Source organism: Gammaproteobacteria bacterium (genome assembly GCA_037388465.1).
Classification (GTDB): Bacteria; Pseudomonadota; Gammaproteobacteria; order SpSt-1174; family SpSt-1174; genus JARRKE01.
In genome coordinates this window covers 1-21765 of record JARRKE010000032.1, presented here as the reverse complement: position 1 = coordinate 21765, position 21765 = coordinate 1, and the positions used below count along the sequence as shown (strand labels likewise).

Below are 21765 nucleotides of genomic sequence, written 5' to 3'. Positions count from 1 at the left end.
CCGTCTTCGACGCCGTCGATGGCCAGCAGGCGGTGGTTGAGATCGCCGAGCGCGGCGCGCTTGCCGGCGATGTTCACCAGGTCCGCCTTGCGTCCCAGCCACTCGAACCGCCCGTCCTCGTGCAGGGCGATGCGGTCCGCCATGGCCTGCGGGGTCTCCAGCTGCGGCCCGTGCAGCAGCCAGTCGTCCGATGCCTCGACCGGGATGATGGACATGCCTTCGTGCAACTGCCACAGCCGCTCGCGCGCGGTACGGCGCCGGGCCACCGCACCGGTCTCGCTGCTGCCGTAGATTTCGTACACCGGACAATCGAACGCATCTTCGCTCTGCTGAGCCAGCTCGCTGGCCAGCGGAGCGGTCGAGGAAATCACGAAGTCCGTTCCGGCCCATTCGAGACCCGCCGCCGCACAGGCACGCAGATGCACCGGCGTGGTGATGAGCACCCGCGGTGCGGCCACCTGCTCCAGCGCGGCCCGCACGTCTTCCGGATAAAAGGGCCGACCGGCATGCACCGTGCTGGGCCCCAGCAGCGGGTAGAGAATGGTGAATTCCAGGCCGAACATATGCTGCGGCGGCACCGTGGCCACCAGATGGTGACGGCCGTTGTCCAGGCCGAAACGGCGCATGCCGATGCGGATGCCCGCCGCCAGCCGTCCCCAGGACTTGGCGTTGGGCTGCGCCTTGCCGGTGCTGCCCGAGGTGAACAGCACCACCGCAGACTGGGCGGCATCGATCTGTGGCACGGGGCCCGCATCCGGGGTCACCTCTTCGAGCCGCAGGCGATGCTGGGGATGCTGCAGCCCCTCCACCTCCCGGTCGGTCAGACACCAGGCACCGTATTCGAGCGCGGCGAACCCCACCATGAAGTGATAACGGTCGGCGCACAGATTCACCGCGCAGCGCCCCTCGGGCAGGGCACGGGCCACCCGCCGGGCCTGGGCCAGGAATTCGCCCCGGCTGACATAGCGTCCGTCATGCCACAACAACGGGGCCTGCGGGTCGGCGATCTGCATCAGCGGCAGCCGGCCCGCGATCGTCGCTGACGGCGGCTCTGTACGCCGTTGCCTGAGCAGTTCCAGCAGGACCGCGCGGGGCAGCTTGCCGGTGGCATTGCGCGGCAGGCTGTCGACCTTGGCCAGGGGGCGCGGCAAAAACACCGGGTCGAGGCTGCGCCCCAGGGCTTTCAGAATGTCGGCCTCGCTGAGTCCGGGCGCCACGGCCAGGGCGGCCAGGCGGACGCCGTCGTCGTCCGGCAGTACGAAGACCCCGTCCTCGACGCCGTCGATGGCCAGCAGGCGATGGTTGAGCTCTCCCAGCGCAGCCCGCTTGCCGGCGATGTTCACCAGATCGGCCTTGCGTCCGAGCAGTTCGAAACGCCCGCCCGCGGCGATACGAATATAGTCGGCCAGCGGCTGCGGGGTCGGCAGGTAATCTGCCTCGACACACGCTTCGTCGCCGTCCTGGGTCAGCTTCAATCCATCGTACAGTTGCCAGGCGGAATCCGTGAGGGTACGGCGGCTGGCGATGGCGCCCGCCTCGCTGCAACCATAGATCTCGTACAGGGGGCAGCCGAAGCTCTGCTCCACCGCCTGCGCCAGATCCTCCGCCAGCGGCGCAGTCGCGGAAATGATGTAGTCCATCTCGGGCCAGTCCAGCGCCGCGCCCGCGCAGGCGCGCAAATGCACCGGCGTGGTCACCAGCACGCGCGGCGCCGGCTGGCCGGCCAGGGCGGCCCGGACATCCTCGGGATAAAACGGCCGTCCGGCGTGCACCGTACAGGCGCCGAGCAGCGCGTACAGCACCGTGGATTCGAGCCCGTAGGAATGCTGGGCCGGCACGGTGGCGACGATGTGGCGCGGGGTCTGCATCAGTCCGAAGCGCTGCAAGGCCACCTCGGTGCCGGCGACCAGCTGGCCCCAGCTCTTGGGATAGGGCTGGGCCTTGCCGGTGCTGCCGGAGGTGAACAGCACGGCCGCGATCTGTTCCGCCGAGATTTCCGGCACCGGTCCGTCCCATACCCCGGCTTCGCCGAAGTCGAGTTGGGCGGGCGGCTCGGCCAGGCTGTCCAGAACCTGATCGGCCAGGCAGTAGGCGTCGTATTCGCGGGCGATCTCATCGATCACCTGGGGGGCGTGACTGGGGGGCAGCAGGCCGGTCTGCCCGCGCAGCAGCAGCGCGCCGAAGGCCACCATGAAATGGTAGCGATCGACACACAGGTTCACCGCATAGCGGTTGTCGGGCAGGCGTGCGGCGGCGGCCCGTACGTGAGCCAGATACTCACCCCGGGAGACGAATCGCCCGCCGTACCAGGCGAGCGGCGCGTCCAGCCGCGGCGCGTTGAGCAGGGGCAGGCACGTCACGTCAGAAAAACTTGCCGGTAATCGATCCGGGCCAGGGCGCGCAGCGTGTCACGCAGCCCCGATTGGGGTTCCCCGCGCAATACCAGGCGGCGCAATCCCAATTCGACCACGAAGAAGATCACCAGCAACAGGTAGTTGAGAAAATTGGTAAACAGCGACCAGACCTCGAGCGGCGCGTAGGCGGCCAGGCCGGCGGACAGCAGCGCCATGGCGGCCGCGAACCACATCCACGCCCAGCTTACGCGGCGGGTATAGCGCAACACGTGAGGCGCCCGGTCGGGGCGCACCTGGAGCGCGATCTGGGTGATGAGATCGGTATGGCCGGGCATCAGCGAACGGGCGAAGAACAACGCCACCGCGGCATTCATGGCCACCGGCGGCAGGAACAGGGTGCCGTGCAGCCCGGCGAACTCGAACATCGCCAGCGTGGCGAGAATATAAATAGCGAGAAAGATCAGACTGTTGCGGTTGCGCACCACCACGGCGCGCATCAGGCTGATGGCCAGCAGCGTGACCAGCAGCAGGGTGGCCGGAAGCGGGTAGCCATAAATTACGCTGAGATGGACGGTCAGGGGATATGCCACCAACAGCAACGGCCAGAGACGCATCGCGGCTACCCGTCAGGTGACCCGGTTTTGCTCGATGTGCTGGCTCAGGGCGCGCAGGGAGGCGAAGATCTGCTGATTCTGGCTGTCGTCGGACTTGAGCTGAAAGCCGTAACGCTTGGAAATGGCCAGCGCCAGCTCGAGCGCATCGATGGAATCCAACCCCAGTCCCTCGCGGAACAGCGGCTGCACCGGGTCGATCTCGTCAACGCCGACTTCTTCAAGATTGAGCGTGTTCACGATCAGTGCTGCGACTTCACGCTCCAGCCCGGACATCTCGGCCATGCTTCCCCCTAAAGCGACAACAGGTAATAAATAGGTGAATTGGACAATTAGCAATCAATCCGAAAAATAGTACCATACCACCTCACTTGAAGGGGCTTAGGGCTCAACTGCCTGAGAGACACAATACAGTTCCGGCAGCGACCCCATGCAGTAACCACACACTAACGTGCATAACATCCTCGTCGTCTATTACTCCCAGTCCGGTCAGCTCGAACGTGTGGCGCGCAACGTCGTCGCCCCGCTGGAGGCTGCCGAAGATGTCCAGGTCGACTATCTGCGCCTTGAGCCGGACCCGCCCTATCCGTTCCCGTGGGGGTTTTTCACCTTCCTCGACGCGTTTCCGGAATCGGTTTATCTCGATCCACCGGCGCTGCGCCCCTTCGGCCTGAAGCCGGATGTCCGCTACGATGCGATCATCCTCGCCTACACCGTCTGGTACCTCTCGCCCGCCCCGCCGATCACCGGTTTCCTCAAATCCGAGCAAGGCCGCCGGCTGCTCAAGGACACCCCGGTCATCACCGTCACCGCCTGCCGCAACATGTGGCTGATGGCCCACGAACACGTCAAACAACTGCTCGCCGATGCCGGCGCACGCCACTGCGATCATGCGGCGCTGATCGACCAGGGCAACAGTCTGGCCACCTTCTTCACCACCCCGCGCTGGATGCTCACCGCCAAGCAGGATCGCTGGCTGGGCGTCTTCCCGCGTGCCGGGGTCAGCGAACAGGACATCGCCGCGACCAGCCGCTTCGGCCGCGCCATGCTCGCCGCCCTGCGCAATGGCGAGCTGGACGGCAGCCGGCCCGTGCTGACCGGGCTCGGCGCCGTGCGCATGGACGACCGCCTGCTGGCCAGCGAGCGCATCGCCCGCCGCTCGTTCCTCATCTGGGGCCGTCTGCTGCGCCGCCTCGGCGGCCCGGGCAGCGCCAGGCGCAAACCGGTGCTGGTCATTTATGTCGTGTTCCTGGTGACCATGCTGCTGGTCGTGGTACCGCCCAGCATGCTCATCCGCACCCTGCTGCGCCCCTTCGCGCGCGAGCGCATCGCCCGCGAACGCAGCTATTTCGAACAGCCCTCGGGTTCCGGCACCGAGCGCATCAACGAATTTTCCGCATGACCCAAACCGCCTACATCAACCGCATTGCGGCCTTTCTGCCGGGCGAGCCGGTGGACAACGACCATATGGAAGGCGTGCTTGGCATGATCGGCGGACGCCCCTCGCGGGCCCGGCGCCTGATCCTGCGCCGCAACGGCATCAAGCAGCGTTATTACGTACTCGATCCGGAAACCGGCCGGCCGCGCTGGTCCAACGCCGAACTCACCGCCGAGGCGGTGCGCAAGCTGGCGGGCGACGGCTTCGAGCTCGGCGACATCGGCGCCCTGGCCTGCGGCACCTCGTCCGCCGACCAGCTCGCGCCGGGGCACGGGGTGATGGTGCACGGGGAGCTCGGCAATCCCGGCTGCGAGGTGGTATCGCTGGCGGGCATCTGCGTCTCCGGCGTGGCCGCACTCAAATACGCCTGGATGAGCGTCATCGCCGGACAGCACGCCAGCACGGTGGCCACCGGCTCGGAGAACACCTCCACCTACATGACGGCGCAGAACTTCGCCATGGAAAACGAGGCGCGGGTCCAGGCGCTGGAGGAAAACCCCGAGATCGCCTTCGAGAAGGATTTCCTGCGCTGGATGCTTTCCGACGGGGCCGGCGCCATCCTGCTGCAGGACCGTCCCAATCCCGCCGGCCTGTCGCTGCGCGTCGACTGGATCGACATTCACTCCTATGCAGACCGCCTGCCGGTCTGCATGTACGCGGGCGGCGACAAGGACGAACAGGGCAACTTCATTCCCTGGCGTCACTACCCCTCGCTGGCGGCCGCCATGCAGAATTCGGCCTTCGCCGTGAAGCAGGACGTCAAGCTGCTGAACGAGAACGTCATGCCGCTGACCGTGCGCCAGGGACTCATCGACAGCCTGGAACGGCATCCCATGCGTCCCGACGAGGTCGACTGGTTCCTGCCGCACTACTCGTCCGAATTCTTCCGCCAGCAGGTCTACGACAACCTCGCCGCCGCCGGCTTCGAGATCCCGCACGAGAAGTGGTTCACCAACCTGTCCGAGGTCGGCAACGTGGGCTCTGCTTCGCCGTACCTGATGCTGGAGGCACTGTTCAACAGCGGACGGTTGCAGCCCGGCCAGACCCTGCTGTGCTACATCCCCGAAAGCGGGCGCTTCTCCACCGCCTTCATGCGCTTTACGGTCGTGGGGCAATAATGAAAAAGGACGAAGTCCCCCAGTACCCGAACCCGGTGCTGCGCGGCGAACGCAAGGCCGTGTATGCCGTGGACGAAAAGGGGGACATCGGCGTGGTCGCCACCGCCGGCTGGGAGGTTGAGGAAATCATCACCACCCTGGCGGTGGACGATTTCCGCGAGCAGGCGGAAGCCGCCCTCGCCCGCGCGCGGCGCGGCGAGACCTCGCCGCTGGAGTACCACATGTACGCCTGCCGCATGGATCTGCCCACGCTGGCGCAAAGCACCGGCCTCGCCCGCTGGCGCGTACGCCGGCATCTCAAGGCCAGGGTGTTCGCGCGCCTCTCGCCTTCCCTGCTGGCACGCTATGCGGAGGCACTGGGCCTGGATGTCGAGGCGCTCAAGCGTCTCCCGGCCTGAAACCGCTCACCGGACCATGCAGATCGAAGGCTACCAGCACCGCCACGCCGGGCACTGCGAGAGCGGCGTCATGTCCGCCCTGCTCAGCCATCACGGCCTGGCGATGAGCGAACCGATGGCCTTCGGGTTGTCCTCCGCGCTGGTGTTCGCGCACTTCCCCTTCATCCGCATGGGCGGCATCCCGCTCACCTCCTACCGCATGCCGCCCGGCCACGTCATCAAGGGCCTGGAGCGTACCCTGGGTGTGAAGATGGAACGCCGCCGCTACCGCAACGCCGAACAGGGCATGCGCGACCTGGATGCGCTGCTGGACGCGGGACAGCCGGTCGGCGTGCAGACCTCGGTGTACTGGCTGCCGTACTTCCCGCCCGACATGCGCTTTCACTTCAATGCGCACAACCTGATCATCTTCGGGCGCGAGGACGACGAATACCTCGTCAGCGATCCGGTGGCGGAACATCCCCAGCGCATCCACCGCCGGGACCTGCAAAAGGCCCGCTTCGTGCGCGGCCCCTTCGCGCCGCGCGGACTGGCCTATTATCCCACCGAGGTCCCCGGCGAGGTCGACCTCGACCGCGCCGTGCCCAAGGCGCTCAAGCGCACCCTCAACATCAACACCCGCCTGCCGTTGCCCATCGTCGGGCTGCCCGCCATCCGGCGCATGGCCAGGACGCTGCGCGAGCTGCCAAAGAAACATCCCGATCCGCGCTATCAGCGCATGTACGTGGGCAGCATCGTGCGCATGCAGGAGGAGATCGGCACCGGAGGCGGCGGCTTCCGCTTCATCTACGCCGCCTTTCTCCAGGAAGCCGGCCGCGCCTTGAATGACCAGGGCCTGCTCGAAGCCGCCGAACGCATGACCGAGGCCGGCGACCAGTGGCGCCTGTTCGCGCTCACCGGCGCCCGCTTCGTCAAGGCCAGGGAACATGCCCCGGAGGCCTACGACCAGCTCGCCCAGAGCCTGCTCGACTGCGCGGCCCGCGAACGAACGGCCTTTTCGGCATTGAAGGCCGCCCTCTAGCCGCAACCCGTACGATGCTCGTCCTGGCCATTTCCGGCAGTCTGCGGGCGGCATCGATCAACTCCGCGCTGCTGCGCGCGGCCACGCGACTGGCACCGCCGGAGATGAACATCACGCTCTTTCAGGGTGCGGGGACGCTGCCGCTTTTCAATCCCGACCTGGAACCGCAACCGCCGGAGGAAGTGTCCGCACTGCATGCGGCGGTCGCGGTTGCCGACGCGCTGCTGATCGCGAGCCCCGAGTACGCCCACGGCGTCACCGGCACCATCAAGAACACGCTCGACTGGCTGGTCAGTTTCGAGCCGTTCGTCGATATGCCGGTTGCGGTATTCAACGCCTCGCCGCGCGCCCATCATGCGGATGCGGCGCTGCGCGAAACGCTCAAGACGATGTCGGCCGATATCGTCGAACCCGCCTCGATCACCCTGCCGCTGCTCGGCGCCGGGCTCGATGAAGAAGGCATCGTGCAATCGCCGGAAATCTCCCGCGCCATCCGGGATTCCCTGGCCGCACTGTACGAATTCGTTTCACAGCGTAATTCCGCCTTCCCGTGAACATTGCATGGGCCGGACACAAAGACCATCATTTGTCCGGGCCGCAAAATACCAAGACAGGGAGACGCGCCATGCCATTACCGCAGACAAGCTCAAGCACGCTTCGGGTATTGCTGCTTGCGGGCATCGTGGGTTTCGGGCCGCTATGGGCCCAGACCGCACAGGGCGACATACGCACCCAGGCGATTGTCACGGTGTATTCCGACGGCAAGGTGATGGCCACTTATCACGCCGAGGACGAAGGCCGCATGGATAACGGCTGCTATGTTTTTCATATAAGGAAAGGCGTGCGTGACGTCGAGGTGCGTGTCTGTGGCACCTTTACCGTGGAACAGGTGCGCTAGCCACTCCAGAAGCAACCCAATTGCTCAGGGTTACGCGCCATTGCGGCCTAGCACCGCCGTCCAGCATCCGCCCCGCCCCCCGCTGACATACAGCCACGGGCCGGGACCCCGTTGCAGAACGGCGACCAGGTGCGCCGCCGCCAGCGTATCGTAGTAACCGCCCACATCGTCGACACCCGCCACCTGCGCCAATCCGGCGCTGTCGGCAATGTCCGCGAGCACCGCGTCCATTCGCTTCGCTCCGGTCACACGCGTTGCCTTCGGCAAACCGCCGGCAAATTCGAGCAGACCCGTACGGTCGGCAAACTGCTTCACGTCTTTGATTACCGCCAACGGCGCAGCGGCCGTCTGGTCGGCCACCAGCCAGTGGCTGCCTTCGCCGAGTGCCGCATCATCCGGTTGATGCAGACGCCGGCGATGCTCGGCCAGCGGCCAGACGCATTCGTCCACGCCTCCGATCAGCCCCTGCGACAACCGGCCAGCCGCGGCGTCGAGCAAAGCCAGCTGCAACGCGGACTCGAAACAAAAATCATGGCGGGACACCGTGAGATTGGGTCCGTTGAGTCCGTACTGGCCGGCGATGTGAAACCCCGCCAGGTTGCTGGAGACATTGATGAAGGTGAACGGCATGGGCGGCTGGTGTTGCCGGAGCATGCCTTCCATCAGGGCCGCCGTGTCGGCCACGCTGCCCTGGCCGGTGGCGAGGTAAACCGACGCATTCGGCGCCAGCGGTGCGTGGGTCTGCGACATGGCGTGTTGCGCCCCGAGCAGGGCAAGCTGGATGAGGCGCGTGGTCCGCCGTGGCGGTTTGAGGCCCGCCGCCTTGAGCAGGGGATTGAGGGCCAGCGCCTCTTCTCCGGCTGCAAAGGCTGCTCCGCCAGCGGCGACGATCCTGAGGCCCGGCCCGTTCATGCCGTGCGCTCCACGACCAGGGAGCAGTTGTTGCCGCCGAAGCCGAAGTAGTTGAGCAGATAAACGCCCACAGGGGCATGCTGCACGGTGTTCAGCGGCGCCAGGGCAATCTCCGGATCGACCTCGGCAAAACCTCGGGTGGCAGGCAGGCTGCCCCGCGCCACACAGGCCATGAACAACAGGGTCTCGACCAATCCGCAGGCGCCCAGGGTATGACCCAGTTGCGGCTTGAGCGAGGTAAACGGCGGGACCTCGCGGCCGAACAATTCGCGCATGCCCTGCCCTTCGGCCAGATCGTTGCTTGGCGTGCTGGTGCCGTGCGCCTTGATGCCGGCCACCGCACTCGGGTCGCACCCAACGTCCGCCAGCGTCTCGCGCATGATCGCCGCGATATGTCCCGGCGTGGCGTTGGTACTGCTGGTGGTGTCGCAGCCGGTGGCACCGCCACGCAGACGCAGTCCCGGCCACACGCCGTCGCCACGGCCGATGACCGCGGCCGAAAGCGCCTCGCCCAGCACCAGACCGTTCCGGGAGACATCGAAAGGCCTGGCGGCGTCCGGTGCGTACAGCATGAGCGAATGAAAACCGGCCAGCGAAAGCCGGTTGAGCATTTCCACCCCTAGCACCAGGACATGATCCAGTACGCCGCCCTCGATCAGGCGCTGGGCATACAGCAACGCGTTGGCCGCCGACGAGCAGGCGGTATTGAAGCTGAAGTCCGGACCGTGAATGCCGAACCGTTCGGCCACGCGGGTCGCGAGATTACCGTAGCCGGACAGCGCCAGCGGCATGGCGTCCTCGTCGCGATCCAGCGCCTGGGCATACAGCCCTTCGGAAACCGAGATATCCATCGAGGTGCTGCCCAGCAGAATGCCCATCCGGCCACGTTCGGCGTCGCGCAGCCCGGCCGCATCCAGCGCTGTCTGCACCACCTCATCAAGCAGTGCATAAAGCCGTTCGGTCGGAGAAGACGGCCCGCCGGGAATACGATGGCACGGCAGGTTCAGCGGCGGATCGAGCGTATCCAGGGTGATGTGATCGACGCTGCGGCGGCCTTCCAGCAGGGCGTCGGTGCACGCCTCCAGCCCGTGACCCAGGGCGCAGGCGAGACCGGCTCCGAGCACGGCTGTAGCGGGCGGCTGCACGCTCACGACGCCTGTGCGAGATAACCGGCCAGGTCGTTGATGGAGGTAAGGATGCGGCGCAGCTCCTTGGGGTCGGCGATGCGCACGCCGTACCGTTTCTGCAGCGCCATGGAAATCTGCAGGCCGTCGAGGGAGTCGAGCTCCAGCGGCGATTCGGGGCCGAACAGCGGGGCGTCGTCGGGCAGATCCTCCGGCGCGAGATCCTTGTCGCACTCCTCGATGATCAGGCGCTTGAGTTCCAGCTTGAAGGCGGGGTCTTGTGCTTCCGGCATTTGACTACGGCTAGGAGACGGAAATGTGGCGATGATAACAAACGCGCTCAGGCGCGACGCCGGAAGAGCAGGGCGGCAAGGATCAGACACACCAGGCCGAAGGCAACCAGCTTGGCGGCTTCGGGCAGTACGGAGGTCCAGCCCTGGCCGCGCAGGATGACGTTCAGAAAGCCGTCCAGCCCCCAGGACATGGGTGAGAAATCGGCAATGTGCTGCATGACCGGGGTCATCACCTGTTTGGGCACCATGATGCCGCCCAGCGCACCGAGCACCAGGCTGATCACGCCACCGACGGTGGTGGCCTGCACGCTGGTGCGAACCAGCACGGCGATCAGCAGCGCCATGCCGATAGCGGCCACGCTGGTGGCCGAACCGATCAGGAACAGACCGAACGGCGCATGGCCCAGATCCAGCCTATCGCCGCCGGCCAGCGGCACCACCCAGACGCCGACCGCCAGCATCAGCAGCATCTGCACCAGGTTGACGAGGTAATAAGGCGGCACCCGCGCCAGCATGACGGTCAGCGACGGTATCCCCAGGGATTTGAGGCGTAACAGGCTGCCCTGCTGGCGCTCCACGATCAGCGCCGTGGAGATCGGGATCACCACGAAGAACATGGCGAACACCAGCCAGGCGGGCACGCTTTGCTGCACTGCATTGGGCAGGCGGCCTTCGCCGCTCTGCCCGGCGACCACCTGATCCACAGGCACGGGCGGCAGCGCGCCCGCCTGCGGCAGCGTCCCGCCCGATCCCATGAGCTGCGCGAACAGCAGCTGTCCCTGCAGCTTTTCCAGGGTGGCGGTCAGGCTCACCTCAAACAGGGTGCGGGCCTGGGGCAGCGTGGTCGGTGCGTAATAAAGGGTCAGCATGCCCCGCGTCTGCTGCGCGGCCCCGCTCAGGTCCCGTGTCCGCTGCTGCATGCGCCGGGTGAAATCGGCCGGGATCAGCAGCCCGAACTCCGCCCCGCTGCGTTGCAGCCGCTCGGCCAGGGCGGCCCGGCCCGCCGTCTTCGCCAGTTCCACCGCATGCAGGTGCCCCGAGTGCTCCAGTTGCTGCAGCAGCTGCCCTGCCAGTGCGCCCCGGTCCTGATCGACCACCAGCACATCGTGCGTCACCACGTTGTTGCGCTCGGCGATCGGTGCACGCAGCACCAGGGACATGATCAGAATGAAGATCGCCGGCATCAGGAACAGCACCAGCAGACCGTGCCGGTCGTGGGCCAGCACACGCAGCTCCTTGACGATCAGGGCGAGCAGGCTGGACATGCCTCAGTCCCTCAACTCGCGCTGGGTGAGATCGAGGAACAGCGCCTCGAGCGTCGCACAGCCGTAGCGGACGCAACGCAGTTCCACCCCGCTGCCGGCCAGCACGGACTCGAGCGCAGCCAACGCCTCGCCCGGCCGGTCCGTGTTGATCGCGAGCCGCTCGGGCGTGGGGAACTTGACCTCCAGCGCCGCTTCCAGGCGTTCGCGCAAGGCGGCATCCGGGGCGGTCTTGAGATCGACCAGCAGGGTGCGCTGCACCCCTTCCGCCAGCAGCGTGGTCACAAGTCCTTCGCGCAGAATACGGCCGTGATCGATGATCGCCACCCGGTCGCAAAGCTGTTCGACCTCCTCCATGTAATGCGAGGCGTAGAGAATGGTCATGCCCCCGTCATTCAGGCGGCGCAAAGTCTCCAGAATGAAATGCCGCGACTGGGGATCGACCCCGACGGTCGGTTCGTCGAGCACCAGGATTTCAGGCGAGCCCAGCAGCCCGATGGCCAGATTGAGGCGGCGTTTGAGACCGCCCGACAGATGCGCGGCCGGCTTGTGCAGGTGTGCTTCGAGCGCCGCCGCCGTCACGGCCTGCTCGATCTGCCGGTGGCGCGCGCTGCGCGGTACGCGGGCGGCCGCGGTATAAAAAGCGAGGTTCTCGCGCACGCTCAGGCTGGGGTAAAAGGCGAGGTCCTGCGGCACCAGCGAGATGCATCCCCCGCCGCTGCGCCGCCCGCCCAGTTCCCGGTCATCGACGACCACGCGACCGCGGTCAGTGTTCAGCAAACCGCTGAGAATGGAAATCAGGGTGGTCTTGCCGGCCCCGTTCGGCCCCAGCAAACCGAATACGCTGCCGTCCGGTATCTCCAGATCGATGCCGGACAAGGCCACCTGCCTGGGGTGGCGATAGGTTTTGTGTATGCCCTCGAAGCGGATCACGGCCGGTGTCGGTTCAACAGGTCGGTTTGGCTGAATGGCTCGGCATTGTGCCAGAATACCGCCCGCGCCGCGCCGGACGAACTGCCCCTGACGGCGACACCATGCGATAATGATTTTTTATGCTTTCAATGACATACCTGACGACTCGGGTATCTAGCGGGGGAATCAATACATGAGTGATCGGGCTCCAACTGCAGCGCAACAGTGCGACGTACTGGTCATTGGCGGCGGCCCGGCCGGTTCCGGCGTAGCCGCCCTGCTGGCACAGAAGGGCCGCAAGGTCGTGGTGCTGGAAAAAGACCATCATCCGCGTTTCCATATCGGCGAATCACTGCTGCCCCAATCCCTGCCCCTGCTCGAAAAGCTCGGCGTACTCGACGAGGTGCGCGATTCGATCGGCATTCTCAAGCCGGGTGCCGAATTCAACTCCGACACGCATCCCAACCGCCAGCAGGTCTACTACTTCAAGTACGCATGGGACAAGGCTTATCCCCATGCCTACGAGGTGCGCCGCGCCGAATTCGATCACGCCCTGTTCCGCAATGCGGCCAGCAAGGGCGCACAGACCGTCGAGGGCATGCGCGTCACCGAAATCGACTTCCGCAAGGACCAGACCAGCCTGGTGCATGCGCGGGACGAGCAGGGCGAGGAACATATCTGGGAAGCCCGCTTCGTGATCGACGCCAGCGGCCGCGACACCCTGCTGTCCAAACGCTTCGGCCTCAAATACAAGAACCCCAACCACAACAGCGCGGCCATCTTCGGCCACTTCCGCAACGTGCCGCGCCGCGAGGGCGACGACGAGGGCAACATCAGCGTGTACTGGTTCCAGCACGGCTGGTTCTGGATGATCCCCCTGCGCGACGGCACCATGAGCGTGGGCGCGGTATGCTGGCCCGAATACCTGAAGACCCGCGATTGCCCGCCGGCCGAATTCCTGCAGAAGACCATCGCGCTGTCGCCCGGCGTGTCGGAACGCATGAAAAACGCCGAACTGGTGGGCGAAGTGCAGGCCACCGGCAACTTCACCTATTACTCCAAGGCCGCCGCCGGCGACGGCTATCTGATGGTCGGCGACGCCTATGCCTTTCTCGATCCGGTATTTTCCAGCGGCGTGCACCTGGCCCTGACCAGCGCCTTTTTCGCCGCCGACGTGGTCGACCAGGTGCTGGATCACCCCGAACAGGCGCCACAGCTGGTCGACAGCTATGTGCGCCGCATGCAGAGCGGCATGAAGACCTTCGCCTGGTTCATCTACCGCTTCAACACCAAGGCCATGCACAACCTGTTCATGTCGCCGCGCAACGTGCTGCGCATGCAGGAGGCCGTCACCACCATGCTGGCCGGCGACGTGTTCCGCAAGACGCCCATGAACACCCCACTGATGCTGTTCAAGGTGATCTACTACATCACCGTGCTGGGCAACCTGCCATCCTCGCTGAACAACTGGTGGAAGCGACGCCGCAACAACGCGCTGACCTTCAGCGGCGGCACGCTGTCGGTGGACAAGGACTGAAACACGCGATGAGCCAGGCCGGCGCCAGACAGGACGCACTGACCGGCTGCGGGCCGTTCTCGGTCAGCTATGTCGACGCCGCGTTGCACGACGAACTGGCGCAGGATCCTCATACCCTCGCCCTGATCGGCTTCAAGCAGACCGCGAGTGCGGGTCCGGCGGGCGGTTCCGCCTTCGATACGGGGCTGCCGCAGATTAACGGCGATCCGGTCTGCGAATACTGGCGCAGCCCCGCACCCGTCGAACGGCTGGAGAGCGAAGGCTTTCGCATCACCCGCACCCCGGAGGTGATGTTCGCCAGCCGGCTGATGCCCGAAGGCGCCGACATCGCCGCCGATACGCGGGCCGTTTACGGCGCAATCCTGCAGCTGCTGGAAACCTCCGGCTACCCGCACCTGCTGCGGGTATGGAACTACTTTCCGCACATCAACGCCGTGGAAGACGGCACGGAACGCTATCAGGCCTTTTGCGTGGGACGTCATCAGGCACTCTCGGTACTCGGCACCTTCGAATCCTCCCTGCCCGCCGCCAGCGCTCTGGGTTCGCAGGGCGGCGGTCTGCAGATCTACTTCCTGGCGGCGCGCAGCCCCGGTGTGCAGATCGAGAACCCGCGCCAGGTCAGCGCTTTCCGCTATCCGGAGCGCTACAGCCCGCGCAGCCCGTCGTTTTCGCGCGCGACCCTCAAGCACTGGGACGACTGCACGCATCTCTACATCTCCGGCACGGCCAGCATCGTGGGACACGAATCGGTGCACGACGACCCGCTCACCCAACTGCACGAGACGCTGGAAAACATCGCCGCCCTGATCGGCAATGCCCATGACACCGAAGGTCTGGGCATCCGGCAGCTCGACGAACTCAGCAAGCTCAAGGTCTACCTGCGCAACCCCACCCACGCGGACGTGGTGCGCCGGGCGATGGAAGCGCGGCTGGGCGACTCGGTGCCTACCGTGTTTCTGCATGGAGATGTCTGTCGCAGCGAACTGCTGCTGGAGATCGAAGGACTGTATACCGGCCCCCACCCCTGAAGGCCATAACGATGCACAATCCCCTGCTCGCGCTGCTGCTCGGCCTGCTACTGCTGTCCCCGGCGGCACACGCCGAACTCAAACCGCTGTGGGAGGCCGGCCTGGGGGCATTCGCAACCACCATGCCCAGCTATCGCGGGGCCAACAGCTACGAGACCTACCTGCTACCCCTGGCCTACGTAGTCTACCGTGGCAAGTTCCTGAAGTCGGATCGGGAGGGTGTCCGAGGCGTGTTCTACGATGCGCCGAAGTTCGAACTCAACCTGAGCGCGAACGTCGCCCCGCCCGTCGACAGCGGCAGCATTCCCGCCCGCGAAGGCATGCCCAACCTCGATCCGAGCTTCGAAGTCGGCCCGTCGCTGCAATTTCACATCCACAAAACCCGTCAGCTGGAGTTGGACCTGCGCTGGACCACGCGCGCGGTATTCACCTTCGGTTTCGATTACATCGGCTGGCTCACCTATCCGCACCTCAACCTCGACGCCCCCGATGTGCAGGGCAGCGGCTGGAATCTGGGCTTTGCCATAGGACCGACCTACGGCGACCGTGGCTATCACCGCTATTACTACGACGTCAAACCGCAATATGCGACATCGACGCGCCCCGCCTACCGGGCGCCCGCCGGCTACAGCGGAACGACCGTGTACCTCACGGCCAGCAAACGCTTCAACGGCTACTGGGGCGTGGCCTACATCCGCTACGACAACCTGGCCAGCGCCGCCTTCAAGGACAGCCCGCTGCTGGAAACGGACCAGTACCTCGCCGCCGGCATCGGCATCGCGTGGGTCTTCGGCGAGTCCAAGCGCCTGGTCGAGGTGGACGAGTCCGGATACTGAATGCCCGAACTGCCTGAAGTCGAGACCACACGACGCGGCATCGCACCGCATGTCGAGGGGCATCGCGTGCGCCGGGTGGTCGTGCGTCAGCCCCGGCTGCGCTGGCCCGTGCCCTCCGCCCTGGCGCACGCCCTGACCGGCCAGCGCATCGACCGCATCGAGCGGCGCGGCAAGTACCTGCTGCTGCGCACCGCGGCCGGCACGGCCATCATCCACCTGGGCATGTCCGGCAGCCTGCGCATCGTCGCCGCGGCGACCCCGCCCGAAGCGCACGATCATGTCGACCTGGTGCTGGATTCCGGCAAGGCGTTGCGTCTGCGCGACCCGCGCCGCTTCGGCGCCGTGCTGTGGACCCGGCGCGACCCGCTGCGTCACAAGCTGCTCGCCGATCTGGGCCCGGAACCGCTCGGGGAGGACTTCACCGGCGCCTATCTGCACGCCCGCGCCCACGGCCGGCGCGTGGCCATCAAGGCGCTGATCATGGACAGCAAGGTCGTGGTCGGGGTGGGCAACATCTACGCCAACGAGGCCCTGTTCCTGGCCGGCATTCATCCCGCCCGCGCCGCGGGCCGGCTGTCGGCGGCGCGCTGCGAACGCCTGGCGGCGGCCATCAAGCAGGTGCTGGCCGAGGCCATCGGCCAGGGCGGCACCACCCTGCGCGACTTCGTCCGCGAGGATGGCCAGCCCGGCTACTTCCGCATCCACCTGCGGGTCTACGACCGCGAAGGCGAACCCTGTCCACAATGCGGCACGCCGATCCGCAAGCTAACCCAGGGGCAACGCTCCACCTGGTACTGCCCGCGCTGCCAACGCTGAAAAAAGAACACCCCGGACAGGCCGGGGCGAGGGTCAGAAGAAGATTTCAAAGCCGGTTGGGCAGATATTGCCCAACCGGCGTAGCACCTTAGCGGGTGACCATTACTTGTCAACCCCGGTGGACTGTCCATCCGCCGCCGGTCGCGGCCAGGCGGCACCGATGCCGCGTGGATCGGACGCCGCCTCAACCTCGCCCGTGCGGCGATTCCACATCACGACCTGCATGTTGCCGTAAGTCTCGTCCAGCGCCTTGAGGCGGTGCCCCATCAACTGCAGGGCCAGCTTGTCGTCCTGGGAGAAGGCATAGGGCTCGTACTGCACCTCGTCCGGCAGGAACTGATGATGAAAACGCGGCACCGCCACCATGGAATGGGGATCGCCGCCCTGCGCGAAATCCAGCGTCGCCAGCAGCACCATGGTGATAATGCGCGAACCGCCCGGCGTACCCAGCGCGACCACACGCTTGCCGTCGTCCAGGAAGGTCGGCGACATGCTGGACAGCGGCCGCTTGCCGGGGGCGATGGCATTCGCGTGGCCGCCGATCAGGCCGTAGACGTTGGGTACGCCCGGCTTGGCGGAGAAATCGTCCATCTCGTCGTTCAGCAGCACGCCGGTATTCGCCGGCATGAAGCAGGAACCGAAGGGATAGTTGATCGACAGAGTCGCGGCGACGCGGTTGCCCGCCTTGTCGATAATGGAGAAATGCGTGGTGTCCGGGCTGTCCTCGGTCTTGGCCACCGCGCCCGGCAGACTGGAACTGGGGGTGGCATGATCCAGGCGGATCGAGGCGCGCAGCCCGGCGGCGTAATAGGGACTGAGCAGCATGGCCTCGGGCATTTTTACGAAGTCCGGATCGCCCAGATACTGCGCACGGTCCCGGTAGGCCCGGCGCATCGCCTCGATGATGACGTGGAAACGGGTATCCCGGTCCATCATGTCCAGGTGATAGCCCGACAGGATGTTCAGCATCTCCATCAGCACGATCCCGCCGGAGGACGGCGGTGACGCGGACACCACCCGGATGTCGTGGTAGCGGCCCACGATGGGCTTGCGCTCCACCACGCGGTATTCGTCCAGGTCCTTTTGTGTCCAGATGCCGCCGGCGTGGCGCACCCCGGCAATCAGGTGCCTGGCCACGCGTCCGCTGTAGAACCCCTTGCGACCGTGCAGCGCGATGGCGCGCAGGGTGGCCGCCAGATCGGGCTGGCGGATCAGGGTGCCGATCGCCGGTACCTTGCCGCCGGGCAGGAACACCCGGCTGGCGGCGGGCGAGGTCATAAGCTGGTTGAGCCGGAAGACGGCCATGCGGTGGTAGATGCGATCGACCTTGAAGCCGTGCTCCGCCAGGCGGATCGCCGGCGCCAGACTCTTGGTCAATGGCAGGCGCCCGTATTTTTCGGCCAGATGCACGATGGCCGCCGGCTCGCCGGGTATGCCCGCCGCCAGCGGACCGTTGATCGACTTGCCCGGGATGACGTTGCCCTGTTTATCGAGATACAGGTTGCTGTGTGCCGCCAGGGGTGCGCGCTCGCGGCCGTCGATCATGACTTCGTAGCCGTCGCGCGCCCGGTGCAGCAGCCAGAACCCGCCGCCGCCCAGACCGGAGCTGTAGGGCTCGACCACCGCAAGGGCGGCCGTCACGGCGACGGCGGCGTCGAAGGCATTGCCGCCTTCGCGCAGGACCTCCAGCCCCGCCTGGGTCGCCAGCGGATGCGCCGAGGCGATGCCGGGCTGGGCGGGGCGTTCGGCGGCGGCGGCCCACGGCCCAGCCAGAAGCAGGACGAGGCCGCACAACAAAAAGGCCCCGAAACGGGGCCTGATTGAAGAGATCAATCGGTGCATCACGGCGCGGGACTCAGGCGCTTTCGCTCATCAGGCGTTCGTACTTGGCCATGAGTTCAGCCTCGCTTTCCATCCGGTCCGGATCCTTCGGAATGCAGTCCACGGGGCAAACCTCCACGCACTGGGGCGTGTCGTAATGACCGACGCATTCCGTGCAGCGGTTGGGATCGATCTCGTAGATCTCGTCACCCGGCGAGATCGCATTGTTCGGACATTCCGGTTCGCATACATCGCAGTTGATGCATTCGTCCGTAATCATCAGGGCCATCGTTCGCGCTCCTGTCAGATAGGGTTCATCTGCGCGCATTCTACCCCAACCACGGGGCAAGTCAGAAAGCCCGCACCCCGAACGGGGTGGACGGATAAAGCCGTTTACAGCACCAGCGCCAGCCAGTGCAGCACTTTAAGCAGCGGGCCGATCTGAAAAATACCCGCCAGCACGAACAGCAGCGTGAGTACGGCAAGCACCGAAATCAACGCCAGCGAAGCCCTGTCGCCCCGTGAAAGATCAGGCATGATGACATCCTCCTTATAAGGTCTCACCGGTCTTGATGCCGGGATGAACCGTGCGTGAATGTTTGTGATACACCCGCCGGGCGAGGATTACAAATATCCCGCAGCGCATTCCAGGATATCCCGACTCGCCTTTCAGACCCCAAACGCACGCCTGCGTTCACGGCGGGTGTCACACCGGCTCCCGGTCCAGGAGGGCAGTTACCGAAACACGCGGCGCTGAAGCACCGCGCGTCCGGTTTGCGGCAGCGCCGCTAGTGATGAGAAAGCGAGCGGTACAACGTCACGCCGTTTTTCGTCTGGGCGCCCGACAGCGCGAACCCGAGCAGATGCCCGGCTTCGCGGTACTCCATACGTCGACCCTGCTCGGAGACCTCAACCGTCGACCAGGTGCGCCCTTCAAGTTTTCCGCCGCCACACACCGTCAGCGGCAGCGTCGGCGTCTTGATCTTGATCAGCGGGGAAGTGACCTCGAACACCGTCTCCTTCCCGGCCAGATTGGCGGCGATGGTCTCCGCCTGCCTGCGAATCGGCTCGATATAGGCGAATACCTGCCCTTCCACTTCGGCGCAATCGCCCAGGGCGTAAATGCCGGGCACCGAGCAACGCATGTGCCGGTCCACGCTGATACCGCGATTGACGTCCAGCCCCGCCTTGGCCGCGAGGTCGGTATTGGGCACCAGCCCCGCCGCGGACAACACCAGGTCCGTACTGAATTCCGCACCGCTGGAAAGCGCCGCCCGGTAACCTTCGTCGCGGCGCTCCAGGCGGGCGAGGGTATCGTTGAACGACCAGTCCACGCCTTTGTCGGCCAGACGCCGGCGCAGGTCGTCGCCCATTTCACCCGGCAACAAACTGGCAAGCGGCCGGTCGGCCGGATCGACCACCTTTACCGCATAGCCGCTACCGCTGAGATCCTCGGCAAACTCGCAGCCGATCAGTCCCGCACCGAGGATGGTGATGTGGCGCACCCCCTGCTCCAGACGGCGGCGCAGCTTTTTGTAGGTCAGCAAATCGTTGACCCGCAGCACGTCGGCGGCCGCGTCGCCGGCAACCGGCAGCTCGCGTTGATGCGCGCCGAGTGCGAGCACCAGGGTGCCGTATTGAATACCGCCCTTCGCGGTGACCAGCCGACGCTTTTGCGCGTCGATACGTATCACCCGCGTCTCGGTGCGCACCTGCATGCCGAGGCCGGCCGCCCGGCTGTACGCATCCTCCTCGACCAGGTCCTCCGCGGACTTGCCCTGGGCGAGGGCCATGGACAGCGCGGGCTTCGGGTAGATCAGTCCCTCGCAGGCGCTCACCAGCAGCAGTGGCACCTCGGGATCGGCGCGGCGGATAGCCTCGGCGGCCGACCAGCCGGCGATACCGGCGCCGACGATGACCACATAATCGTTCCCGCCGCGGCACTTGCCCGCGTTGGCGGCAGGGCGCTCAACCGGCGCGGCCGCAACGGCGGGCTGCGGCTCCGGCAACAGGCGCAGATCGCTTTTGCTCAAGCCGCAAAGCGGACACTGCCAGTCGTCCGGAATGTCCTCGTAACGGGTGCCGGCAGCGAGCCCGGAATCGGGATCGCCCTTGGCCTCGTCGTAGATGAATCCGCAGGCATCGCAAATCCAACGCTTGTAATCCATGGCCGTCACCTCACCCTTCTTCCGGAACGTGGCCAAGGATGTTGGCGAAAATGGCATCCAGCTCCATGCCCAGGTTCATTAACGCCGTCGAACCGTAGGATGCAAACACCTCACTCGGCATGCGGCAGGCCACGTGTGTCTTGCCACCGTCTTCGTAAACGTGAATGCGCAGCGGAATATCGTGCCCCGCGGACTTGCAGGCCTGCCAGACACGGATCGCGAAATCGGGCCGGAAGATCTCCAGGATCTGGTCGGCGGGCACCTCCTTGCCGATCTTGCGCGCATTCGCCTGGCCGTTGATGTGCGCGACCAGACGCATGTTTTCCGCCTCGATCCCGGCCTGGAGTTTCGCCACGGCATCATCGGCGCTCAATGGGGTCGTATATGTCTTCATTCGATACTCGTTGGTTCGTTCACAGGACAATCGATACGCGATCAGGCAACCCGGTCCGTCTCCGCAAGCTCCTTGCGCAGGTGTTTGATGGCCGGCGTGACGATAGCCACGAAATAGGCCTCGCGCAGCTTGCGTTGCGCCGGCGCCGACTGCAGATAACCCTTGGCGCCGGTATGCAGCATGGCCGACTGCGCCGCGCGCAGGCTCAGTTCGCCCGCGGCCAGGCGCAGCTGCAGGATTTCGCGGAAGTAATCGTCCGAATCCTCGAAAGGATCCTCCGCCAGCGCCAGGGCCGCTTCCGCGGCGTCGTCCAGCTCCTGCTGCAATTCGTCGGGACGATCGTCGAGATAGCGGTTGACGTGTCCCAGCAGCGGCTCGACTTCCCGGCTCAGGTCGATGCAGGACTGCACGACGCCCAGCCCCATGCCGAACTGCAGCAGGACGATACCCGCCCGGCTGCGGCGCAGGAACGCCGCGCCGTCGTGGTCGATGACCATCGCGTCTGGAATGAACACGTCCTGGAAAATGCAGGCAAAGGTGCGGGTGCCCTCCAGCGCGGTGAAGTGCGCCGACTGACGCAGTGAGAAACCTTCCGCGTCGCAGTCCACCAGCGCCATGACCGAACGGCCGGGCTCGCCTTCCAGCGCGAACAGGGTCCCGAAGACGTGTCCGGCGCCGAGGTTGGAGACCCAGGGCAGACTGCCGTTCACCACATAGCCGCCGTCGACGCGTTTGCCGCGCAGTCGCAGATCCTCGATGCCGGCAAAGGCCTTCATGGTATTCGACATGCCCGTGCCGCCCAGCACCTCTCCGCTGGCCAGGCG

The 21765-nt window shown here is 65.8% G+C and carries 24 protein-coding genes and 1 pseudogene; 10 read left to right on the top strand and 15 right to left on the bottom strand.

From position 1 onward, the window contains the following. The 4 genes and pseudogenes from P8Y64_08240 to P8Y64_08225 all read right to left on the bottom strand — a co-directional run. Positions 1 to 863: AMP-binding protein (locus P8Y64_08240; GenBank protein ID MEJ2060461.1), on the bottom strand; the 863-nt coding region annotated here is incomplete at its 3' end. Positions 864 to 1067: 204 nt separating this feature from the next. Beyond that, positions 1068 to 2360: pseudogene (locus P8Y64_08235) on the bottom strand (AMP-binding protein). Continuing rightward, positions 2357 to 2968 carry a ketosynthase gene (locus tag P8Y64_08230; protein MEJ2060460.1) on the bottom strand — a complete coding sequence of 204 codons (612 nt, stop codon included), beginning with the start codon at positions 2966 to 2968 and terminating at the stop codon, positions 2357 to 2359. Before P8Y64_08230 ends, P8Y64_08235 begins: the two are co-directional and overlap by 4 nt. Positions 2969 to 2980: 12 nt before the next feature. Further along, complete coding sequence (locus tag P8Y64_08225; GenBank protein ID MEJ2060459.1) at positions 2981 to 3250, bottom strand: phosphopantetheine-binding protein; 270 nt, start codon at positions 3248 to 3250, stop codon at positions 2981 to 2983. Between the two features lie 166 nt (positions 3251 to 3416). Between P8Y64_08225 and P8Y64_08220 the strand changes: the two genes are divergently transcribed. The 6 genes from P8Y64_08220 to P8Y64_08195 all read left to right on the top strand — a co-directional run bounded on the left by P8Y64_08220 (position 3417) and on the right by P8Y64_08195 (position 7838). Then, a complete protein-coding gene (locus P8Y64_08220; GenBank protein MEJ2060458.1) occupies positions 3417 to 4367 on the top strand; it encodes a dialkylresorcinol condensing enzyme in 951 nt (316 codons plus the stop codon). Beyond that, positions 4364 to 5521 carry a beta-ketoacyl-ACP synthase III gene (locus P8Y64_08215; GenBank protein MEJ2060457.1) on the top strand — a complete coding sequence of 386 codons (1158 nt, stop codon included), beginning with the start codon at positions 4364 to 4366 and terminating at the stop codon, positions 5519 to 5521. Before P8Y64_08220 ends, P8Y64_08215 begins: the two co-directional genes overlap by 4 nt. Then, the gene (locus P8Y64_08210) at positions 5521 to 5919 is read left to right on the top strand and encodes a hypothetical protein (protein MEJ2060456.1); all 399 of its coding nucleotides are present in this window, start codon (positions 5521 to 5523) and stop codon (positions 5917 to 5919) included. Before P8Y64_08215 ends, P8Y64_08210 begins: the two co-directional genes overlap by 1 nt. A 16-nt stretch (positions 5920 to 5935) precedes the next feature. Further along, positions 5936 to 6940, top strand: coding sequence for a BtrH N-terminal domain-containing protein (locus tag P8Y64_08205; protein MEJ2060455.1), 1005 nt, complete (start codon positions 5936 to 5938; stop codon positions 6938 to 6940). 14 nt (positions 6941 to 6954) lie between these two features. Beyond that, positions 6955 to 7494 carry an NAD(P)H-dependent oxidoreductase gene (locus P8Y64_08200; GenBank protein MEJ2060454.1) on the top strand — a complete coding sequence of 180 codons (540 nt, stop codon included), beginning with the start codon at positions 6955 to 6957 and terminating at the stop codon, positions 7492 to 7494. Positions 7495 to 7565: 71 nt separating this feature from the next. Continuing rightward, positions 7566 to 7838, top strand: coding sequence for a hypothetical protein (locus P8Y64_08195; protein MEJ2060453.1), 273 nt, complete (start codon positions 7566 to 7568; stop codon positions 7836 to 7838). Positions 7839 to 7868: 30 nt separating this feature from the next. Here the strand turns inward: P8Y64_08195 and P8Y64_08190 are convergent, their stop codons facing one another. From P8Y64_08190 to P8Y64_08170, 5 genes are read right to left on the bottom strand one after another with little or no spacing between them, the layout of a single operon-like run. Continuing rightward, positions 7869 to 8750, bottom strand: coding sequence for a hypothetical protein (locus tag P8Y64_08190; GenBank protein ID MEJ2060452.1), 882 nt, complete (start codon positions 8748 to 8750; stop codon positions 7869 to 7871). Beyond that, positions 8747 to 9901, bottom strand: coding sequence for a beta-ketoacyl synthase N-terminal-like domain-containing protein (locus P8Y64_08185; protein ID MEJ2060451.1), 1155 nt, complete (start codon positions 9899 to 9901; stop codon positions 8747 to 8749). The genes P8Y64_08190 and P8Y64_08185 overlap by 4 nt, the downstream gene beginning before the upstream one ends. After that, on the bottom strand, positions 9898 to 10167 hold the full coding sequence (locus P8Y64_08180) for a phosphopantetheine-binding protein (protein ID MEJ2060450.1): 270 nt from the start codon (positions 10165 to 10167) through the stop codon (positions 9898 to 9900). The genes P8Y64_08185 and P8Y64_08180 overlap by 4 nt, the downstream gene beginning before the upstream one ends. Before the next feature lie 47 nt (positions 10168 to 10214). Then, positions 10215 to 11432 carry an ABC transporter permease gene (locus P8Y64_08175; protein MEJ2060449.1) on the bottom strand — a complete coding sequence of 406 codons (1218 nt, stop codon included), beginning with the start codon at positions 11430 to 11432 and terminating at the stop codon, positions 10215 to 10217. 3 nt (positions 11433 to 11435) lie between these two features. After that, positions 11436 to 12362: an ABC transporter ATP-binding protein gene (locus tag P8Y64_08170; GenBank protein MEJ2060448.1), complete on the bottom strand. Its 927-nt coding sequence runs from the start codon at positions 12360 to 12362 to the stop codon at positions 11436 to 11438. A 172-nt stretch (positions 12363 to 12534) separates the two neighbouring features. Between P8Y64_08170 and P8Y64_08165 the strand changes: the two genes are divergently transcribed. Genes P8Y64_08165 through mutM form a run of 4 tightly spaced genes read left to right on the top strand, consistent with a single transcriptional unit; the run spans position 12535 to position 16558 of the window. Continuing rightward, the gene (locus tag P8Y64_08165) at positions 12535 to 13878 is read left to right on the top strand and encodes an NAD(P)/FAD-dependent oxidoreductase (protein ID MEJ2060447.1); all 1344 of its coding nucleotides are present in this window, start codon (positions 12535 to 12537) and stop codon (positions 13876 to 13878) included. Between the two features lie 8 nt (positions 13879 to 13886). Next, positions 13887 to 14906, top strand: coding sequence for a hypothetical protein (locus P8Y64_08160; GenBank protein ID MEJ2060446.1), 1020 nt, complete (start codon positions 13887 to 13889; stop codon positions 14904 to 14906). A gap of 11 nt (positions 14907 to 14917) precedes the next feature. Further along, positions 14918 to 15742, top strand: a complete 825-nt coding sequence (locus P8Y64_08155) for a MipA/OmpV family protein (GenBank protein MEJ2060445.1) — start codon at positions 14918 to 14920, stop codon at positions 15740 to 15742. Continuing rightward, the gene (mutM, locus tag P8Y64_08150; GenBank protein ID MEJ2060444.1) at positions 15743 to 16558 is read left to right on the top strand and encodes a bifunctional DNA-formamidopyrimidine glycosylase/DNA-(apurinic or apyrimidinic site) lyase; all 816 of its coding nucleotides are present in this window, start codon (positions 15743 to 15745) and stop codon (positions 16556 to 16558) included. Between the two features lie 102 nt (positions 16559 to 16660). On the opposite strand, the gene ggt is transcribed toward mutM, so the two are convergent. From ggt to P8Y64_08120, 6 genes are all read right to left on the bottom strand, one after another. Further along, positions 16661 to 18400: a gamma-glutamyltransferase gene (ggt, locus tag P8Y64_08145; protein ID MEJ2060443.1), complete on the bottom strand. Its 1740-nt coding sequence runs from the start codon at positions 18398 to 18400 to the stop codon at positions 16661 to 16663. A gap of 13 nt (positions 18401 to 18413) precedes the next feature. Further along, complete coding sequence (locus P8Y64_08140) at positions 18414 to 18668, bottom strand: YfhL family 4Fe-4S dicluster ferredoxin (protein ID MEJ2060442.1); 255 nt, start codon at positions 18666 to 18668, stop codon at positions 18414 to 18416. A gap of 104 nt (positions 18669 to 18772) precedes the next feature. Then, a complete protein-coding gene (locus P8Y64_08135; GenBank protein ID MEJ2060441.1) occupies positions 18773 to 18916 on the bottom strand; it encodes a hypothetical protein in 144 nt (47 codons plus the stop codon). 251 nt (positions 18917 to 19167) lie between these two features. Beyond that, complete coding sequence (locus P8Y64_08130) at positions 19168 to 20547, bottom strand: FAD-dependent oxidoreductase (protein MEJ2060440.1); 1380 nt, start codon at positions 20545 to 20547, stop codon at positions 19168 to 19170. 10 nt (positions 20548 to 20557) lie between these two features. Continuing rightward, positions 20558 to 20941 carry a DUF302 domain-containing protein gene (locus P8Y64_08125; GenBank protein MEJ2060439.1) on the bottom strand — a complete coding sequence of 128 codons (384 nt, stop codon included), beginning with the start codon at positions 20939 to 20941 and terminating at the stop codon, positions 20558 to 20560. Between the two features lie 41 nt (positions 20942 to 20982). Next, on the bottom strand, positions 20983 to 21765 hold a 783-nt coding region (locus P8Y64_08120; protein MEJ2060438.1), incomplete at its 5' end, for an acyl-CoA/acyl-ACP dehydrogenase.

What these genes read in the sequence shown, in the direction of transcription:
- P8Y64_08215 (MEJ2060457.1), top strand. Translation starts at nt 4,364, where the DNA reads ATGACCCAAACCGCCTACATCAACCGCATTGCGGCCTTTCTGCCGGGC.
- P8Y64_08130 (MEJ2060440.1), bottom strand. Translation starts at nt 20,547, where the DNA reads ATGGATTACAAGCGTTGGATTTGCGATGCCTGCGGATTCATCTACGAC.
- P8Y64_08160 (MEJ2060446.1), top strand. Translation starts at nt 13,887, where the DNA reads ATGAGCCAGGCCGGCGCCAGACAGGACGCACTGACCGGCTGCGGGCCG.
- P8Y64_08125 (MEJ2060439.1), bottom strand. Translation starts at nt 20,941, where the DNA reads ATGAAGACATATACGACCCCATTGAGCGCCGATGATGCCGTGGCGAAA.
- P8Y64_08210 (MEJ2060456.1), top strand. Translation starts at nt 5,521, where the DNA reads ATGAAAAAGGACGAAGTCCCCCAGTACCCGAACCCGGTGCTGCGCGGC.
- P8Y64_08200 (MEJ2060454.1), top strand. Translation starts at nt 6,955, where the DNA reads ATGCTCGTCCTGGCCATTTCCGGCAGTCTGCGGGCGGCATCGATCAAC.
- P8Y64_08140 (MEJ2060442.1), bottom strand. Translation starts at nt 18,668, where the DNA reads ATGGCCCTGATGATTACGGACGAATGCATCAACTGCGATGTATGCGAA.
- P8Y64_08135 (MEJ2060441.1), bottom strand. Translation starts at nt 18,916, where the DNA reads ATGCCTGATCTTTCACGGGGCGACAGGGCTTCGCTGGCGTTGATTTCG.
- P8Y64_08195 (MEJ2060453.1), top strand. Translation starts at nt 7,566, where the DNA reads ATGCCATTACCGCAGACAAGCTCAAGCACGCTTCGGGTATTGCTGCTT.
- P8Y64_08180 (MEJ2060450.1), bottom strand. Translation starts at nt 10,167, where the DNA reads ATGCCGGAAGCACAAGACCCCGCCTTCAAGCTGGAACTCAAGCGCCTG.
- mutM (MEJ2060444.1), top strand. Translation starts at nt 15,743, where the DNA reads ATGCCCGAACTGCCTGAAGTCGAGACCACACGACGCGGCATCGCACCG.
- P8Y64_08155 (MEJ2060445.1), top strand. Translation starts at nt 14,918, where the DNA reads ATGCACAATCCCCTGCTCGCGCTGCTGCTCGGCCTGCTACTGCTGTCC.
- P8Y64_08165 (MEJ2060447.1), top strand. Translation starts at nt 12,535, where the DNA reads ATGAGTGATCGGGCTCCAACTGCAGCGCAACAGTGCGACGTACTGGTC.
- P8Y64_08230 (MEJ2060460.1), bottom strand. Translation starts at nt 2,968, where the DNA reads ATGCGTCTCTGGCCGTTGCTGTTGGTGGCATATCCCCTGACCGTCCAT.
- P8Y64_08225 (MEJ2060459.1), bottom strand. Translation starts at nt 3,250, where the DNA reads ATGGCCGAGATGTCCGGGCTGGAGCGTGAAGTCGCAGCACTGATCGTG.
- P8Y64_08205 (MEJ2060455.1), top strand. Translation starts at nt 5,936, where the DNA reads ATGCAGATCGAAGGCTACCAGCACCGCCACGCCGGGCACTGCGAGAGC.
- ggt (MEJ2060443.1), bottom strand. Translation starts at nt 18,400, where the DNA reads ATGCACCGATTGATCTCTTCAATCAGGCCCCGTTTCGGGGCCTTTTTG.
- P8Y64_08175 (MEJ2060449.1), bottom strand. Translation starts at nt 11,432, where the DNA reads ATGTCCAGCCTGCTCGCCCTGATCGTCAAGGAGCTGCGTGTGCTGGCC.
- P8Y64_08190 (MEJ2060452.1), bottom strand. Translation starts at nt 8,750, where the DNA reads ATGAACGGGCCGGGCCTCAGGATCGTCGCCGCTGGCGGAGCAGCCTTT.